The organism is Microcystis wesenbergii NRERC-220, assembly GCF_032027425.1.
GTDB classification, from domain to species: domain Bacteria; phylum Cyanobacteriota; class Cyanobacteriia; order Cyanobacteriales; family Microcystaceae; genus Microcystis; species Microcystis wesenbergii_A.
Window position 1 is genome coordinate 693,177 of record NZ_JAVSJA010000001.1, and the last position, 16,092, is coordinate 709,268.

The 16,092-nt window shown below is 40.3% G+C and carries 12 protein-coding genes; 9 read left to right on the forward strand and 3 right to left on the reverse strand.

Translation table 11 applies throughout. The features are described 5' to 3' along the window. Window positions 1–29: 29 nt before the first annotated feature. From rpmB to RAM70_RS03515, 3 genes are all read right to left on the reverse strand, one after another. Window positions 30–266 (reverse strand): 50S ribosomal protein L28, encoded by a 237-nt coding sequence (gene rpmB, locus RAM70_RS03505; protein ID WP_002775299.1) that lies wholly within the window; start codon window positions 264–266, stop codon window positions 30–32. 252 nt (window positions 267–518) lie between these two features. After that, window positions 519–941, reverse strand: a complete 423-nt coding sequence (locus tag RAM70_RS03510) for a PIN-like domain-containing protein (protein ID WP_046662367.1) — start codon at window positions 939–941, stop codon at window positions 519–521. Then, the gene (locus RAM70_RS03515; RefSeq protein WP_104397688.1) at window positions 938–1,678 is read right to left on the reverse strand and encodes a DUF433 domain-containing protein; all 741 of its coding nucleotides are present in this window, start codon (window positions 1,676–1,678) and stop codon (window positions 938–940) included. Before RAM70_RS03515 ends, RAM70_RS03510 begins: the two co-directional genes overlap by 4 nt. Window positions 1,679–2,156: 478 nt before the next feature. On the opposite strand from RAM70_RS03515, the gene RAM70_RS03520 reads away from it, so the two are divergent. The 9 genes from RAM70_RS03520 to RAM70_RS03560 all read left to right on the forward strand — a co-directional run bounded on the left by RAM70_RS03520 (window position 2,157) and on the right by RAM70_RS03560 (window position 16,079). After that, complete coding sequence (locus RAM70_RS03520; protein ID WP_312672320.1) at window positions 2,157–5,372, forward strand: type ISP restriction/modification enzyme; 3,216 nt, start codon at window positions 2,157–2,159, stop codon at window positions 5,370–5,372. Window positions 5,373–6,147: 775 nt separating this feature from the next. Next, entirely contained in the window at window positions 6,148–8,964 is a 2,817-nt protein-coding gene (secA, locus tag RAM70_RS03525) for a preprotein translocase subunit SecA (protein WP_312672321.1), read from the forward strand. Window positions 8,965–9,573: 609 nt separating this feature from the next. Beyond that, the gene (locus RAM70_RS03530) at window positions 9,574–10,761 is read left to right on the forward strand and encodes an AAA family ATPase (RefSeq protein WP_052276064.1); all 1,188 of its coding nucleotides are present in this window, start codon (window positions 9,574–9,576) and stop codon (window positions 10,759–10,761) included. A 24-nt stretch (window positions 10,762–10,785) separates the two neighbouring features. Beyond that, on the forward strand, window positions 10,786–11,397 hold the full coding sequence (locus tag RAM70_RS03535; RefSeq protein ID WP_052276065.1) for a DUF4276 family protein: 612 nt from the start codon (window positions 10,786–10,788) through the stop codon (window positions 11,395–11,397). 583 nt (window positions 11,398–11,980) lie between these two features. Then, entirely contained in the window at window positions 11,981–12,460 is a 480-nt protein-coding gene (gene ispF / locus RAM70_RS03540) for a 2-C-methyl-D-erythritol 2,4-cyclodiphosphate synthase (RefSeq protein ID WP_045361179.1), read from the forward strand. Between the two features lie 41 nt (window positions 12,461–12,501). After that, window positions 12,502–12,729: a type II toxin-antitoxin system VapB family antitoxin gene (vapB, locus tag RAM70_RS03545; protein WP_002800430.1), complete on the forward strand. Its 228-nt coding sequence runs from the start codon at window positions 12,502–12,504 to the stop codon at window positions 12,727–12,729. After that, a complete protein-coding gene (locus RAM70_RS03550) occupies window positions 12,729–13,115 on the forward strand; it encodes a type II toxin-antitoxin system VapC family toxin (protein ID WP_045361180.1) in 387 nt (128 codons plus the stop codon). The genes vapB and RAM70_RS03550 overlap by 1 nt, the downstream gene beginning before the upstream one ends. Before the next feature lie 92 nt (window positions 13,116–13,207). Continuing rightward, on the forward strand, window positions 13,208–14,965 hold the full coding sequence (argS, locus tag RAM70_RS03555) for an arginine--tRNA ligase (RefSeq protein WP_312672325.1): 1,758 nt from the start codon (window positions 13,208–13,210) through the stop codon (window positions 14,963–14,965). A 721-nt stretch (window positions 14,966–15,686) separates the two neighbouring features. Further along, the gene (locus RAM70_RS03560; RefSeq protein ID WP_045361182.1) at window positions 15,687–16,079 is read left to right on the forward strand and encodes a Mo-dependent nitrogenase C-terminal domain-containing protein; all 393 of its coding nucleotides are present in this window, start codon (window positions 15,687–15,689) and stop codon (window positions 16,077–16,079) included. Window positions 16,080–16,092 lie beyond the last annotated feature (13 nt).

Genomic DNA, 16,092 nt, shown 5'->3' on the forward strand with positions numbered 1-16,092 from the left:
CGATTCGTCTCCACTTCCGAACTACTCGCTTAGTACAAATTTAAGTTTAAGCCTACTTCTTTAGCGAAGACGGCTAATCCTTTCTTTTCAATGGTTTTGATAGCTTTGGTGGAGATGCGTAGTTTTACCCAACGGTTGCCTTCCGACCACCAGACTCTTTTCCATTGTAGGTTAGCTTCTTGTAATTTTTTGGTGCGACGGTGGGAGTGGGACACCGCATAGGCGTTATTGGCCTTTTTCCCCGTCATAGTACAGACTCTAGACATAATTTACTCCTGTGCGATCGATGTTTGTCAATAGTCAACCTTTCTAGTTTAACTCAAATCTCGCCAGAAGTCCCCCTTCCCCTGGGTGAAGTGAACGGAGATAAATTTAACAGCAAGTGGGGGGATTAAGAAGTTGATTGAACCGGTTCACTGCTCAGACAATTTCGACAATTGCATCAAAGGTAATGGTGAGAATATTGTCAACAAATTTAGCTGTAATTTTTTACTGAATAAAAAATATTTTAATAAGTTTTACATAGTTTCTAGTATTCTGGTTAATTCATTTTTGTTTTTCCATAATTTTACTTGAAAATCTTGGTATATTTTGGCGATAAAAGGAGCTTGATTACCTTGAATTATTTTTTCGATTTTATCGATTGTTTCGACAAAAATATTAATCATAGTTTGACGAGGTAAGTTGCCAGAAACTAGAACAAATACTTGAGCCTGATAACGGGCTATCTGTTGAACTTCTAAAATATTTCTACCAATGTTTACATCTTTAGTTAATACTATCCATCCTCTTTGACTAACAATAGGTAGCCAATCTGTATCCGGTGCATCTGGGGCAAAATGGGCATGATGAAATTCAATTTTAACCCCTATTTCTTGCAAAGCTTCACCGATAGATTTTCCTAAAGCGCGGTCGATAAAATAGGTGTATTGATAGGTCATGCCGCTTGCCAATTGCACTCGAATAAAATCGCTTTTTCAATTTGCCAAGGTTGACAATTATAATCATTGGCAATATCTTCTATAGAGTCCCCCGCATCATAAAGTTCTGTGACAACTTTAGTGGGAATTCCTGTTCCTGTGATCACGGGTTTTCCGAAGGAAATATTAGGGTCTATCTTTAGGACTTTATTGCTGAAGTCTTCCCCATTTATGTCGATAGTGGGAAAAAGCCGTGTGGCGATATCTTGTTCATCCCATTCAATACGAGTTAAGAGATTATTTAAGAATTGTTTCATCGTCAATTGTCCCGAACGGGAGGCATTAATTAAATGCTCAAATTGTTCGATAAAAAGGTCAGTTCCATCGGTACTAAATTGTTTTTGAACCAGAGGATGATCGGTGTTAAATTGTTCACTAATATAGTCTAGGGCCAGTCTAACTTTATCGAGAGGGATGTTATGAACTTTGCGAATAACTCTTAAAACGTGCGCTTCCACTAAGTTAGTAAAGGAAAGTTGCGGAATATTCGGATTAGGTCGTTGAATGAGGGGTAAAAACTCTTTTTGTCCTTTTTTTGTGGTCGTTGAGCTTAGCCGAAACGTCGGGTAGGTGCGTCCTCGTACCCACGTTCTCAGAGTGGGTAAAGGAATATGGAGATAGCGCGCAGTATCGGCTATAGTGTAGGTGGGAACATGATAGAGATGCTCTAGAGATAAGGGAGATGATGCTTTGACCATCGTTAATATTTTGGTGAAGTTGTTGGGATGAGATTATCGCCTATTATTTCATTTTAGCTAATTTTGGTATCCTTGAGGATAGGGATAAAGCAGGGTACATCTTATTTTTGTAAATCTAGCAAGTTGGGATTTTTACGCAAAAACTCTCTGATAAAATTGGGCATTACTTCCGACTTTATTAATCAATCCAAGCTTTTGGGGGGTTCTACCCCCCAAACCCCCCGTTGGGGGCGTGGCGCGGTCACTGAGCTTTGTCGAAGTGCCGCCCCCAAACCCCCCGCGCATTAGCTTTTCGGTGGGATGCTTACAGGCAGCTGCTGATATATCTGTGATAATTCAAGAATCACTGATAATTGCTCATTGTCGGTATTTCTGCAAATGTCAGATGCAGCCATAAAGTAGGATGAGGGCAGTGGACATTGGGGGCAAATGAGGTTATATTTTATCTAGAGAAGAACGTTTGTATGTCGCAACGATAATGAGTAACTCACTGCCAAAATATCTAGAGGAAATCACAGGCATTTATCAACAGGGTAACGCCACAGAACACAGTTATCGTCCTGCTTTAAAAAAATTAATTGAATCCCTAAATAATAACCTACAAGCTCTCAATGAACCCAAAAGGATTGCTTGTGGCGCTCCAGATTTTGTGATTAATCAGGGTATGGTAGAAATTGGTCATCTGGAAGCAAAAGATATCGGAACTTCTCTCAAAAAGGTTGAAAATACTCCCCAAATAAAACGTTATTTACAGGCTTTGGGTAATTTAATTATCACCGATCATTTAGAATTTCGTTGGTATGTATCGGGAGAATTGCGTCTATCAGCTGCCGTGGCAAGTCTTAATCAAAAAAAGCAAATTAAACCTGATTCCCAGGGTATTTTGCAAGTAGAACAATTGTTCTGTCAATTTTTCCTCTCAAAAGTTATTCAGATAACAACACCGCGAGAATTAGCGAAAAAAATGGCCGCTTTAGCGCAGTTAATTCGAGATGCAATCGGCCAAGCTTTAAAAGATCAAGATTGCGGGGGAATGTTGCGGCAACAATTGCAATCTTTTCAACGAGTTTTAATTAGTGATCTCAACGAAGCGCAGTTTGCGGATATGTATGCACAAACAATCTGTTATGGGTTATTCGCAGCACGCTGTAATACGGATCAAATAAGTTCTTTTTCCAGGGAAACGGCAGCATTTCGACTCCCAAAAACTAACCCTTTTTTGCGGGGAATTTTTCATCAAATTGCTGGTACAGAATTAGATGAGCGGATTACTTGGGCCGTGGATACTCTAGCGACTATTTTACAACAAACGGACATGGAGGGGATTCTCGGCAGCTTTGGAAAACGCACGCGCAAGCAGGATCCTGTGGTTCACTTTTATGAGACTTTTTTAGCAGAATACGATAGTAAAATGCGTGAGTCTAGGGGGGTTTATTATACCCCTGAACCCGTGGTTTCTTACATGGTTCGCAGTGTGGACTATATTCTAAAAAATAAGTTTCAGATTCCTAAAGGTTTGGCCGATGCTAAAAAAATTACGATTAAAAATCCTAATAATAGCCAAGAAACTCAGGAAGTTCACCAAGTTTTAATCCTCGATCCTGCTGTGGGAACTGGCACTTTTTTACACTCTGTTATTGACCATATCTATGACAGTTTTCGTCAACAGAAAGGGATGTGGTCTAGTTATGTCAGTAAACATTTATTACCCCGTCTCTTTGGGTTTGAATTACTGATGGCTCCCTACACCGTAGCACACATGAAATTAGGTTTACAACTTCAGGAATTAGGCTATGATTTTAGTGCCGATGAACGCTTGGGAATCTATCTCACAAACACCCTACAGGAAGCTTTTCAAATTCCCCCTGCTGATGGTTTTTTAAATCGCATTCGCGATGAAGCAGAGTCAGCGCAAGGTGTTAAGCAAGAACATCCTGTTATGGTGATTATTGGTAATCCTCCCTACTCTGGACATTCCGTAAATACAGGAGAATGGATTAAGGAATTATTGAAGGGAAAAGATATTATTTCTGGAGAAAAAACTGCTAGTTATTTTGAAGTAGATGAGCAACCTTTAGGCGAAAAAAATCCTAAATGGTTAAATGATGATTATGTAAAATTTATTCGCTTTAGTCAATGGCGCATCGAGAAAACTGGTTACGGAATTTTAGCTTTTGTTACTAATCATGGTTATCTGGATAACCCGACTTTTCGGGGAATGCGTCAAAGTTTATTAAAAACTTTTGATGATATTTATATCCTCGATTTACACGGTAATAGTAAGAAAAAAGAAGTTTGTCCCGATGGTTCACCAGATCAAAATGTGTTTGATATTCAGCAAGGTGTAGCTATTGGTATTTTTATTAAATATCACAATGGTTCTTCAAATTTAGCTAAAGTTTATCATGCTGATTTATGGGGCAAAAGAGAGATAATTGAGAATCAAGTTATTGTCGGTGGTAAGTATCATTGGTTAGAGGAAAATGATCTTTATTCTACTTCTTGGCAGGAATTACAACCTGATTCTCCTTTTTATCTATTTAAACCTCAGAATATTAATCTGCGCTCGGAATACGATCAATTTTGGAAGATTACTGAAATTATGCCAGTTAATAGTGTTGGTATCGTCACAGCTAGAGATAGTTTAACAATTCAATGGAATAAAAAAGAAATTTGGGATATAATCAATGATTTTGTCAATCTCAGTCCAGAAGAAGCTAGAATTAAGTATAATTTAGGTAAAGATTCTCAAGATTGGAAGATAGATTTAGCACAGAAAGATGTTAAGCAATCAAATTTATCTAAAGATAACCTCTTACCCATTTCATATAGACCTTTTGATCAAAGATATACCTATTATACAGGTAATTCAGGTGGGTTTCACTGTAGAGCAAGAATTGATACTATGCGTCACCTAAAAGAAAATAATTTAGGATTTCATATATGCAGACAAATAGTCAGTGAAACTTGGCAACATATTTTAATTACTAATCAGCTTACAGACGATTCCTATGTTTCAAACAAAAGTAGAGAAAGAGGATACACTATGCCATTATATTGTTATCCTGAAACTCAGGCAGAGAAAGACATGGGAATGTCTCGCCGTCCTAATCTAGCACCAGAATTTATTAACAAACTTTCGGCAAAACTTGAATTAGAATTTATCAATGATGGCAAAGGAGACAAAAAGAAAACCTTTGGACCAGAAGACATTTTTAACTATATCTATGCCGTCTTTCACTCTCCCCAATATCGCCAACGTTACGCCGAATTTTTAAAAATAGACTTTCCTCGTGTTCCTCTCACCAGTAATCAAGAATTATTCTGGGAATTAGTCAAAAAAGGTGACAGATTAGTGCAGTTACACCTAATGAAAGCAACGGGAAAAGAAATTAGTAGCTATCCCGTGGCGGGTTCTAATCTAGTCGAGCAGGTGAAATATGACGAAAATAAACAACAAATTTCGATTAATTCTGACCAGTATTTTGCGGGGATTCCGCCCCAAATTTGGAACTTTTATATCGGCGGTTATCAAGTGTGTCAGAAGTGGCTAAAAGACCGCAAAGGTCGCCACCTTAGCTACGATGACCTAGAACATTATCAACAAATTATCTCCATTTTGGGCGAATCGATCGCAATTATGGAAACTATAGATATAATTATCAATAAATATGGTGGTTTCCCCTTTAGTTAAGCCACCGGTGAGAGAAGATTAACTCTAAATCCGTTGACTGTAGGCTACATATTGGGAGAGGTAAAAGGGAGAATAAATAATCAGTACAGGTGCAAGATTTTGAGAGAATCGTGCTTCAAAACCTTGGGTTTTCATCGGCCCGCGTCCTGTAGGGGCGAAGCATTCGGGCAATAACCTATCGGTGAAACCGTAGATTTTCTATCCGAATGCTTCGCCCCTACTTTTTGCCGCAAACCCTAGATTGATATTTTATCGCAGGTTTCAACCACAGATAAAGCGTCTTCTAGGTTATATTTATTAGGGTTTTTCTTCCTTTTTTGTTGCGGTTGCCTTTTAAATTTATATTGAAATGTCTCAAAAATTTTGGCGTTGTCAAATTGAAAGATGCTCCGAATCAGCACCGGAACTGAAATTACTTTGATAGGAAAGATTACATGGCATCTTGACAATTAGTGTTTAATGAACGAATAGTGCCGATAGTTGGGCTTAAGTGGGGAACAAGACTTGCCCTGAGCCAAGTCGAAGGGGTCGCTCGATTTAGCAGTGGAATTAGCCCTACAATCGGCGTAGGGCTAATTCATGAATTAGCCCTACAATCGGCGTTGTCAAATTGAAAGATGCTCCGAATCAGTTGGGAGCATTGCATCTTTCCTCTTCTGAATCTGACAACGCCGTCCCTGTTCACCGATAAATGATTCTCCACTCCCAACGAGAGTGATACAATTGTTAACACCACAGACCAAGAGCCAATCGAAGCGAGAGAATAAAAACTGCTATGTTAAAAGCCCTACTCGGAGATCCCAACGCCCGCAAAATTAAAAAATTTCAGCCCCTCGTCACCGAAATCAACCTGCTGGAAGAAGACATTAAAAACCTGTCCGATGAGGAATTAAGGAGCAAAACCAGCGAATTTAAGGAAAGATTGGACAAAGCGAGAAATTATGACGAAAGAGAGGAGATTCTCGAGGAAATCCTCCCCGAAGCTTTCGCCATTGTCCGGGAAGCGGGAATCCGAGTCTTAGGGATGCGTCACTTTGACGTGCAGTTATTGGGGGGAATGGTACTCCACAAAGGACAAATCGCCGAGATGAAAACCGGGGAAGGAAAAACCCTAGTTGCCACTCTCCCCGCTTATTTGAATGGATTGACCGGAAAAGGGGTTCACGTCGTCACCGTCAACGATTATCTCGCCCGTCGTGACGCGGAGTGGATGGGGCAGGTACATCGCTTTTTAGGGTTAAGTGTGGGACTAATTCAAGCCGGCATGAGTCCGGAAGAAAGAAAGAAAAATTATGCCTGTGACATCACCTACACCACTAACAGCGAACTCGGCTTTGATTATCTGCGCGATAACATGGCTACAGTGATGGGGGAAGTTGTCCAAAGACCCTTTAACTACTGCGTTATCGACGAGGTGGACTCAATTCTTATTGATGAGGCCAGAACTCCATTAATTATATCAGGACAGATCGATCGACCCACAGAAAAATATATTCTCGCCGCCGAAATCGCCAAGCAATTAGTGCGCCAAGAAGTAGAAGACGGACCGGGAGACTACGAAGTTAACGAAAAAGACCGTAACGTTTTAATGACCGATGAAGGCTTTAAAAGAGCGGAAGAACTATTAGAAGTCACCGATTTATACGACCAAGAAAATCCCTGGGCGCACTATATTTCTAACGCTATTCGTGCCAAAGAACTCCAGAAAAAAGACGTTAACTATATCGTTCGCAGTGGTGAAATTGTTATCGTTGATGAGTTCACGGGACGGGTATTACCGGGCCGACGTTGGGGCGATGGTTTACATCAGGCAGTGGAAGCTAAGGAAGGGGTAGAAATTCAACAGGAAACCCAAACCTTAGCCACGATTACCTATCAAAACTTTTTCCTACTCTATCCGAAATTATCCGGCATGACCGGGACGGCCAAAACCGAAGAAACGGAACTAGAAAAAGTCTATAACCTGCAAGTAACAATTATTCCCACTAACCGCGTTTCTCGTCGGCAAGATTTAGCCGATGTGGTCTATAAAAATGAACAGGCAAAATGGAACGCCGTCGCCGAAGAATGTCAACAAATGCACGAACAGGGTCGCCCGGTTTTAGTCGGTACCACCAGTGTGGAAAAATCAGAAGTGCTTTCGCTGTTATTACAGGAAAGAAAGATTCCCCATAACTTGCTTAATGCCCGTCCGGAAAACGTGGAAAGGGAATCGGAAATCGTCGCCCAAGCAGGCCGGGCTGGGGCCGTAACTATTGCTACGAACATGGCGGGACGGGGAACCGATATCATCCTCGGTGGTAACTCCGACTATATGGCCCGATTGAAAATTCGCGAGTATTTAATGCCCAAATTAGTTATGCCCGAAGATGACAATTTGGCCTTTAGTTTACCCAGTTTAGGAGAACGCAATCGCCCGCAAGGATTCGCCCCGGGTAAGAAGAAAAAAAACTGGCGCGCCTCGGCGGAAATTTTTCCCACCGAGTTACCGAAAGAGGTAGAAAATGCCCTGAAAGAAGCGGTTAAATTTGCCGTTGATACCCACGGAACTCAAAGTTTACCGGAATTAGAAGTAGAAGAAAAAATCGCTATCGCAGCCGAAAAAGCCCCCACGGATGACCAAGTTATTCAAAAGTTACGCGAAGTCTATAAATTAATTCGCAAAAGTTATGAAGATTACACAGGCAAAGAACACGATGAGGTAGTAGAAAGGGGCGGACTGCACGTTATCGGGACGGAACGCCACGAATCCCGCCGTATTGACAACCAATTGCGAGGCCGGGCGGGCAGACAGGGCGACCCCGGTTCCACACGCTTCTTTTTAAGCCTAGAAGATAATTTATTGCGGATTTTTGGGGGCGACCGCGTGGCTGGTTTAATGGATGCCTTCCGGGTGGAAGAAGATATGCCCATTGAGTCGGGAATGTTAACTCGTTCCCTGGAAGGCGCGCAAAGAAAAGTGGAAACCTTCTATTATGATGCCCGGAAACAGGTGTTTGAATACGACGAGGTGATGAATAATCAACGGCGCGCTATTTATGCCGAACGTCGTCGGGTTTTGGAGGGGATGGACTTAAAAGAACAGGTGCTGCAATACGCCGAAAAAACCATGGATGAAATCGTCATGGCTTATGTTAATCCCGAACTGCCGGCGGAAGAATGGGATTTAGAAAAACTGATTAGTAAATCTCAGGAATTCGTCTATCTCTTGGCAGATATTACCGCTAAAGATGTCGAGGATATGAGTGTTAATGATATCAAGATGTTCCTACACGAAGAAGTGCGCAAAGCCTACGAAATTAAGGAACGTCAAGTGGATAATATTCGCGCCGGTTTAATGCGCGATGCCGAACGTTATTTTATCCTGCAACAAATCGATATGTTATGGCGCGAACACCTGCAAGCGATGGAAGCTTTACGCGAGTCGATTGGTTTACGCGGTTACGGTCAAAAAGACCCCCTAATTGAGTATAAACAGGAAGGCTACGAGATGTTTTTAGAAATGATGATTGATATCCGTCGCAATGTGGTTTATTCCATGTTCCAATTCCAACCGCAAGGACAACCCCAAGCAGTGGCTAGTGAACAGTAAAAACTAAAAGTTGGCTTAAATTGGGGAGAATTGGCTAAGGCTGATTCTCTCATTTTTTTCTACCGAGAAATCAGTCACCCACAATCCACACTAGGACGAAAATTATCAGTCCGATTACTCCATAGGACAGCAACGACCCCAAAAAATTGAGGATTTGTATGGGAAAATGAATCAAAACTTGGTAAGTAAAATCCGTAACTGCCAGCAAGGCAGTGAAAAATATAGTCACAAGTGTTATCATAATTAAATCTTCTCATTCTGATAGAATAAATGGCTATCCTTTGCGGTAATCGACAGTAGATGGTCAGAAGTTAGGAGATTATCCCCAAGAAAAAACTCGGAGTGCGGCAGAATCGGGAGAGCGTTGGGTTTCATGCTTCAACCGTTCGGCAAAAGCTCACGGCCGAAGCCCAACCTACGTTCTTGTTAAATAAGATTTAGTATAACTCGATCGCTGTTAAAATTGCGGTAGAATCAGGAGAGCTAATTTGCTATAACCAGTCCAGAAGAGCCAGATTACTAAAAATTGACCAGTTTTTTGCGGGAACTGGGAAAATTAACAGCTAATCTGGGACAAGACGAGCTAAAAGCAGCAGAGAGCAACAATCAATGTCTAAAAACTCTATACCTCGAATCGAAAATCTGCGCGTACAAAATTACCGAGCTTTACAGGACTTAGAATTAAAAAGCATTGCTCCTTTAACCGTTTTTCTCGGTCCTAATGGGAGCGGAAAATCTACCATATTTGATGTCTTTGCTTTCCTCTCTGAATGTTTTACTGTTGGTTTAAAAAAAGCTTGGGACAAACGGGGAAGATTTAAAGAATTAAGAACCAGAGGACAAGAAGGTTACATCATTATCGAATTAAAATATCGAGAAAAATTTGCATCACCTTTAATTACCTATCATTTGGCTATTAATGAAGCTAACAATCGCCCTTATGTTGCCGAAGAATGGTTACAGTGGAGACAAGGAGCGAGGGGCAAACCTTATCGCTTTTTAAACTTTAAAGAAGGGGAAGGAATAGTGATTAGTGGAGAAAATCCCCAAGAAGAAGATGAACGAATTTATGAACGATTAGACTCCCCAGAATTTTTAGCTGTTAGTACCCTCGGACAATTGGCCAAACATCCCCGGGTTAGTGCTTTGCGTCGTTTTATCACAAGTTGGTATCTTTCCTACTTAACCGCAGATAATACTCGCACTCAACCAGAAGCAGGAGCGCAAGAAAGATTATCGCCAACTGGTGACAATTTACCTAATGTTATTCAATATTTAAAAGAAGATCATCCTCAACGATTAGAATCTATTTTACAAACCCTTTCTCGTCGAATTCCTAGATTAGAAAAAGTCGAAGCATCTATTATGCCGAATGGACAGCTTTTACTTCAAATTAAAGACGCACCTTTTCAAGAGCCAATTCTTTCCAAATTTGCCTCCGATGGCACTTTAAAAATGTTGGCTTATTTAACTATATTATACGATCCAAGCCCTCCGCAAGTACTGGGAATAGAAGAACCAGAAAATCATCTTCATCCCCGTTTATTACCTGAATTAGCAGAAGAATGTCGGGCAGCGACCGCAAGTACACAATTAATGGTAACAACTCATTCTCCCTTTTTTGTAGATGGTTTGAAACCAGATGAGGTTTGGGTACTTTATCGAGATGAAAATGGTTTTACTCAAGCTAAACGTACTTCAGCAATGCAAGGAGTTAAGGAATTTATTCAAAATGGTGCTTTGTTGGGTCAATTATGGATGGAGGACTATTTTGATGTGGGTAATCCTAGCATTTAAGTTTAATAGCAAAGGAGGGAAAAAGTGCATATTGAATTTTTAGTTGAAGAATTTTCTACCCAAGAATGTTTAAATCGAATTTTACCTAAAATATTATTTGAGAATGTCACCTATAAAATTCATGCCTTTCGAGGTAAATCCGATTTAATCAAAAAACTACCGGAGCGATTAAAAGGCTATCAATGCTGGATACCCGATGATTATCGAATCATTATTCTTGTAGATAGAGACAATGAAGATTGTCAAATGCTCAAAGAAAAGTTAGAAAATATTGCCCAACAAACAGGACTGATCACCAAAACGATTAGTGAAGATAAAAAAACATTTCAGGTGTTAAATAGAATTGCTATAGAAGAACTAGAAGCTTGGTTTTTTGGTGATATTCAGGCTATAGTCTCAGCCTATCCCAAAGTTTCTACTAATGTGGGACAGCAAGCAAAATACAGAAAACCCGATGAAATTACGGGCGGAACTTGGGAAAACTTAGAAAAGATACTTCAAAAAGCTGGGTATCATCGAGGAGGTTTAGAAAAAGTGAAAGCAGCCCGAGAAATTTCTCAATTTATGACTCCTGCTCATAATTGTTCTCCTAGTTTTCAGATTTTTTATCAAGGTTTATTGGCGATGATTAGCTAAGGATATTTAGGAAAGTAAATGATGAAACTGCTAGATCACTGTCAAGGATAAATCGATTTTTAACTGTTGAATAAATTGTTGCATAATTGTTCACAATTCGGTGTTTAACTATAGCGTTTCCGAAGCTAGTGAGGTACACCTATTTTTCTTCCCTTTTGCATGAGTGCCTAAAACCCATAACTTTTGTACCTCAGCAGACTGAAAAACGCTATAAATCTTATTGAAAAAGAACGTAGGTTGGGCTTCGGCCGTGAGCTTTTGCCGAACGGTTGAAGCATGAAACCCAACCCTCTCCTGATTCTACCGCAATTTTAACAGCGATCGAGTTATACTAAATCTTATTTAACAAGTATAGAGTGGGAAGTGGCAAGTGGCAAGTGGGTTTTTAAAGTTGGATTGGCAGTTAATGATACTATCAAAAATCAATTTAGTATAAGCTTTCATTGCACTGCAAAAAACTTCAGCAGAATAGTTCATCCTTCCTAGCTAATTAGCTAATAAGGACAAGTCAGGGAAAATATTTCCCCGTTTCCCGTTCCCTTTTGCGATAAGATAATTAATATAACTTCAAGGAGACTGCTCTATGAATATTCGTATTGGTAACGGCTACGATATCCACCGATTGGTAACAGGAAGACCTTTAATTTTAGGAGGAGTAGAAATTGCCCATACTGTGGGTTTATTGGGTCATAGTGATGCCGATGTCTTAACCCACGCTATTATGGATGCCATGCTGGGGGCGCTTAGTTTAGGCGATATCGGTCATTATTTTCCCCCCACAGACCCGCAATGGCAAGGGGCGAATAGTTTAAAATTATTAGAGCAAGTTAATCAGTTAATTATCGATAAAGGTTGGCAGATTAATAATATTGATTCGGTAATTGTCGCCGAAAAACCGAAAATGAAACCCCACCTTAATGCGATGCGAGCCAAGTTAGCAGAAACCCTCAAGATTAATCCGGAACAGGTGGGAATTAAAGCCACTACTAACGAACAATTAGGACCGGTAGGACGAGAAGAAGGTATAGCAGTTTATGCCGTGGTTTTATTGGTTAAGGAATAAGTAATTAGTAAAAATTTGCTGAGATTAAGTATCCAGAACTTATGAATATAGACACAAAAATCTTAGAAACTGTCGAAACAATGCCAGAGTTCTTAAAAATAGAGCTGCTTCACTATGCTGAATATTTGATGGCCAATTATCAATCAGATGCTATTATAGAGAAACCTTCTCTTAGAAAACGTCGTTCAGGAATTTTACAAGGTACATTTACCTTACCTTTGTCTGATGATTTTGATGAGTCTTTGGAAGATTTTCAGGAATATATGTGATGACATCTTTTCTTCTGGACACCCATACTTTCATCTGGTTAACTGAAAACGATCCTAACTTACCTAATAATCTTCGGGAGGAAATTGATTTTGCTCCTGAAGTTTATGTCAGTATTGTTAGTCTCTGGGAAATCGCGATTAAGTTAAATTTAGGTAAGTTAGCCCTACAAAAAAGTTATGAAACCATTGAAACTAAACTAGAAGCATCAGATATAACCTTACTGTCTATATCATTTTCTGATACTCTAAAAATTTGTACTTTACCCTTGCATCACCGTGATCCATTTGATAGAATGCTAATTGCTCAATCTCTAAACAGATCGCTAATTCTAATTAGTAAAGATACTAAATTTGATGCTTATAATGTACCAAGAAAATGGACATAATACCCCGTCCGGCTCAATTCTATTCAAGATGAGAGCAAGATAAATTTCCTCATTACCCATAGATTTCTAACATTCATTGCTAAATTCTCTCTATGACTGCCATTATCCAACAAATAAAAGAACGTTTTTCCCAATCCCTAGTTAAATCCTTTGGGGAAAACTTCGCCGCTACCGATCCCCTAATTGTGGCCGCTAGTAACCCCCGTTTTGGCGATTATCAATGTAATATTTCCCTCTCTTTAGCCAAAGAATTAAAACAAAAACCCCGGGAAGTGGCGGCAACTTTACTAAAAAATCTAGAGATAGATGATCTCTGTCAACCCCCCGAAATTGCCGGACCCGGTTTTATCAATCTTACCCTGAAACCCAGTTATCTAGAAACCCAATTAAAAGACCTAATTACTGACAACCGTTTAGGAGTTGCCGCTGCTAACCCCAGTCAAAAAATTATTGTCGATTTTTCCAGTCCCAATATTGCCAAAGAAATGCACGTTGGCCACTTGCGATCGACTATAATTGGTGATTGTATTGCTCGGATTTTGGAATTTCGTCATCATCAAGTAATTCGTCTTAATCACGTCGGGGATTGGGGTACTCAATTCGGGATGTTAATCACCTATCTACAAGAAGCTTATCCTAGCGCTTTAACCCAAGCAGATGCTCTCGATTTGGGGGATTTGGTTAGCTTTTATAAAAAGGCCAAAATTCGTTTTGATGAAGACGAAAACTTTAAAGAAACTGCCCGCCAAGCCGTAGTAAAATTACAGTCGGGTGATCCTCAAAGTCGTCAAGCATGGCAGTTACTTTGTCAACAATCACGACGGGAATTTCAGAAAATCTATGATATTCTCGATATAAAACTAACCGAAAGGGGTGAATCTTTTTATAATCCCTACCTTGAGGCAGTAATCAAAGAATTAGATCAACAGGGATTGCTAACAGAAGACAACGGCGCTTTATGCGTCTTTCTCGATGGTTTTACCAACAAAGAGGGTGATCCTTTGCCCCTAATTGTCAAGAAATCCGACGGCGGTTATAATTACGCTACCACCGATTTAGCGGCAATTTGTTATCGAGTTCAGCAAGATAAAGCCGCAAGAATAATTTATGTCACCGATGCTGGACAAGCCAACCATTTTGCCCAAGTATTTCAGGTGGCTAAAAAAGCGGGATTTTTACCCGATAATGTGGCAGTGGTTCACGTCGCTTTTGGATTAGTTTTAGGGGAAGATGGTAAAAAATTAAAAACTCGTTCCGGGGAGACGGTAAAATTACAAGAATTACTCGATCAAGCGATCGCCTGTTCCCTAGCTGACTTAGAAAAAAGACTGGCGAGCGAGGAAAGAGAAGAAACCGGCGATTTTATCGCTAAGACTGCCGAAACTGTCGGTTTAAGTGCCGTTAAATACGCCGATCTCAGCCAAAATCGCCATAGTAACTACGTTTTCAGTTACGACAAAATGCTCAATCTGCAAGGCAACACCGCCCCCTATATGCTGTACGCTTACGCTAGAGTCCAGAGTATCAGTCGCGAAGGTGGTATTAATTTTCAGGATTTAAGTGCCAATTCACCGCTAATTCTCAAGGATGAAAGCGAATTAATTCTGGCTAAACAATTACTGCAACTTCCGGAAGTAATTAGGACCGTGGAAGAGGATTTATTACCCAATCGTTTATGTGATTATCTTTATGAACTCAGTAAAAAGTATAATCGTTTCTACGAGAATTGTCCCGTTCTTAAAGCGGCAGAACCGATTAAAACCTCTCGTTTAGTTCTGTGTGATTTAACGGCAAGAACCCTAAAATTAGGCTTATCTCTCCTGGGAATCCCCGTTTTGGAAAGAATGTAAATCAGTTATCAGTTATCAGTTATCAGTTATCAGTTATCAGTTATCAGTTATCAGTTATCAGTTATCAGTTATCAGTTATCAGTTATCAGTTATCAGTTCACCGTTTACTATTCACAGCAAAAAACTACCCAATTTATAATTGATAATTGATAATTCATAATTCCCACACCCCACACCCTACACCCCACACCCTAAACCCTACACCCCACACCCCCCCTGCCCCCCCGATGTCGGGGGGGCAGGGGGGGTCACACCCTACACCCCACACCTTGGATTGCGTATCTTTGACAAAAGTAGGTGCTATTTTATACACCGAAAAAATGTCCTATGCTGACGTGAAAAAACCTGAGTTTTTGCTAACCTAGAAATAGCTCTAATCAGAGCCAATATCTTTGGGCGAAGCTTAGAGATTAATCTAGTTAAACTCACTCGTGACGTTATCTTATTGTCGTCTGTTGCCTATTCGCTTTCAGGTGATAACTCGGAGATGGGAAGTTAGTACAAATGCTCAGACTTCCTCTCCCTGCTCCCTGCTCGCTCATAGACAGTCTTAACGAGTAATTTAGATAGTTAACAGCTTACTCCCGCATCTGGGCCGCTGACGCAATAAGCCACACCTATTATCCCAGAGATGTTATTGTTAAAGCGGTCAAATGTCGGAACGTCCTAGAGGATTTTCGGGAAAGAGTATTCGCCCTGTCGTAATCTCAAATAGAACCTTATGAGTCAATCAATAGAAGGTAAGGCTATGGCTGATGCTGATGTATCAGATTATACCACAAATAAAATAATTTTGTCTAATTGGATTGCCCCTTGGTCGAAAGGCAATCGGAAAAACCCGTCACCGCAACCAAAATGGGATTTATGGCAACCCCTGCGGCAACGAATCGATCGCCTAGAAATCAATACACCCGCACTAGCCCATCAGATTTGTCGTCTAATTCCGGCTCAATGTCCCTTTGCGCGGAAAATTACCCTATTTAACCAGACAATTCTAGAGATTCCGCCCCTTTGCAAGCTAAATCCCCTCTACGAAAACCTGATGATGTTAAGATTTCGCGCTCTTTCTTACCTGGCCGATGAATGTGGAGAGGATATCGGTGCTTACTGCTAAAATGGGTGAGTGT

Excerpts from the sequence above, each read along its gene's own strand:
- rpmB (WP_002775299.1), bottom strand. The coding sequence starts at position 266 with ATGTCTAGAGTCTGTACTATGACGGGGAAAAAGGCCAATAACGCCTAT.
- RAM70_RS03510 (WP_046662367.1), bottom strand. The coding sequence starts at position 941 with ATGACCTATCAATACACCTATTTTATCGACCGCGCTTTAGGAAAATCT.
- RAM70_RS03515 (WP_104397688.1), bottom strand. The coding sequence starts at position 1,678 with ATGGTCAAAGCATCATCTCCCTTATCTCTAGAGCATCTCTATCATGTT.
- RAM70_RS03520 (WP_312672320.1), top strand. The coding sequence starts at position 2,157 with ATGAGTAACTCACTGCCAAAATATCTAGAGGAAATCACAGGCATTTAT.
- secA (WP_312672321.1), top strand. The coding sequence starts at position 6,148 with ATGTTAAAAGCCCTACTCGGAGATCCCAACGCCCGCAAAATTAAAAAA.
- RAM70_RS03530 (WP_052276064.1), top strand. The coding sequence starts at position 9,574 with ATGTCTAAAAACTCTATACCTCGAATCGAAAATCTGCGCGTACAAAAT.
- ispF (WP_045361179.1), top strand. The coding sequence starts at position 11,981 with ATGAATATTCGTATTGGTAACGGCTACGATATCCACCGATTGGTAACA.
- vapB (WP_002800430.1), top strand. The coding sequence starts at position 12,502 with ATGAATATAGACACAAAAATCTTAGAAACTGTCGAAACAATGCCAGAG.
- RAM70_RS03550 (WP_045361180.1), top strand. The coding sequence starts at position 12,729 with ATGACATCTTTTCTTCTGGACACCCATACTTTCATCTGGTTAACTGAA.
- argS (WP_312672325.1), top strand. The coding sequence starts at position 13,208 with ATGACTGCCATTATCCAACAAATAAAAGAACGTTTTTCCCAATCCCTA.
- RAM70_RS03560 (WP_045361182.1), top strand. The coding sequence starts at position 15,687 with ATGAGTCAATCAATAGAAGGTAAGGCTATGGCTGATGCTGATGTATCA.